The sequence below is a fragment of the Exiguobacterium artemiae genome (genome assembly GCF_033342815.1).
In the GTDB taxonomy this organism is placed as follows: Bacteria; Bacillota; Bacilli; order Exiguobacteriales; family Exiguobacteriaceae; genus Exiguobacterium_A; species Exiguobacterium_A artemiae_A.
Genome location: NZ_JAWPEN010000035.1, coordinates 1 through 1,836, shown reverse-complemented (window position 1 = coordinate 1,836; position 1,836 = coordinate 1). Strand labels below are relative to the sequence as shown.

The following is a 1,836-nucleotide window of genomic DNA, read 5'->3' as shown; positions in this document are numbered from 1 at the left end:
GAGGCTGGGACATAACTAGCTGTCTTTTAAAGAAAATAAGGGATTGCCATCGTGACGATGCGCAATCCCTTATTTTTTTCATCACCTCTTATTAAATTGCCCCTCGGGCAATACTTTGGGTGAGCCACTTTCTCAGATTTACTGCCATAAGGATGAAGCCAAGCTCACGTTTTACCTTTGCTTTTCCTCTTACGGAAAAACGAGTGAAACGCAAATTAGCCTTCAGATTCCCAAAAACTGGTTCTACGTCTATCTTACGTTTCGCGTAGATTTTCCCGGTTTTTTGATCTGAAAGCAGGTTCTTTACCTGTTCCTTTTGGTCTTCCCACGAAACGTTTACTCGGACTTGGCGATGACGACCCTTCTCTGCCTTGGTACAGAGGGATCGAAGCGGACAGTCATCGCAACTCTCACTTTCGTACACCTTGAAATCGCGGGTGAAACCATATCGATCCGTCCTCTTAGACATGTAACGGAACGTCACATTCTGCCCGTTCGGGCATACAAAGTGATCGGTTGTTTCATTGTAGGACCAGTTGGCGAGATTAAAAGGATGATCACGCCATTTTCGCGTCTTCTCTTTTTGAAACACCGTATAAGGAACGAGCGGAATGCGCCCTCGGCGCATCAGAATCTCCTGATAATTTTCTTGGCTTCCATAGCCAGCGTCCGCCACGATATGTTCCGGTAAAGTAAGATACGAGGCCACCTCATCTAAAAATGGGATGAACGTGCGGGCATCGGTCGGATTAGGATAGACATCATAAGCGAGCGTATATTGACCTTCGGTCGCAATCTGCACGTTGTACCCAGGCTTGAGTTGTCCATTTTGCATATGATCTTCCTTCATCCGCATAAACGTCGCATCCGTATCCGTCTTCGAATAGCTGTTCCGTCCATCGAACGTCTCCTTTTGGACGGCATACTTTCTTTTTCTTTCCACGAACTCCGCGAACTTTTTTCGGGAAAGATGGGGCTGCTTTCGTTCGGAACGAAGTCGTTTTCTCTCCTGCGTATCTGAACTTGCCTTGATTTCTTGATTGATAGAAGCGATTCGTTCCTCCAAAACATCACCGATGTGCTCGAGTTCAGGAATGGTCAGTTCTTCTGGACTTTCCCGTTCAATCTCAGGTAAGATTTCCTGTGCGACGAGTTCTTCATAGAGAAGATTAGACTTTTCAACGAGCGACGCACTATGTCGCTCGACGGATTTTCGCCAGACAAACGTATATCGATTCGCATTCGCTTCTAGTTTCGTACCATCAATGAAGATCGCTTCTTCCTTAATTTCTCCCATCTCGACGAGATGGCAACGGAAGGTGACGAACGCTTGCTTCAGGATGGGTGTGACTGCCGGGTGCACCCGAAAGCGATTGATCGTACGATAGCTCGGTTCATTCCCTTGAGCGAGCCACATCATCCGCAGACTGTCTTGAAGGAGTCCTTCGATCTTCCGGCCAGAGAAGACCGATTGCGTATAGGCGCATAAAATGATCTTCATCATCATGCGTGGATGATAGGCGGGGCAGCCTGTCGTTCGAGTAAAAGGCTCAAAGGCATCGTCGGGAATGGACTCGACAAGATGATGAACGGCGAATGCGATATCGTTTTCTTGAAGACAAATTTCTAAATCTAAAGGCAGAACCAGCTGGTTCATGTTATAATTTTTAAACATAGGGGCACCTCCGATGGTTATGGTTTCGTCACTTTAACTTTATCAGAGGCAGTCCTTATTTGTTTACTTAAAATCGGTTTTTTATCATAGAAGAAGGCCCTCGAAACGAAAAACGTTTCGAGGGCCTTCTCATTTATAAAGCTGAGTTATGTCCCAGCCTC

1 protein-coding gene is annotated in these 1,836 nt (G+C 46.2%); it reads right to left on the bottom strand.

What is annotated here, in order from left to right; all coding sequences use genetic code 11:
• Window positions 1-91: 91 nt before the first annotated feature.
• A complete protein-coding gene (locus R7V76_RS16565; RefSeq protein ID WP_318094345.1) occupies window positions 92-1,675 on the bottom strand; it encodes an IS1182 family transposase in 1,584 nt (527 codons plus the stop codon).
• Between the last annotated feature and the right edge of the window lie 161 nt (window positions 1,676-1,836).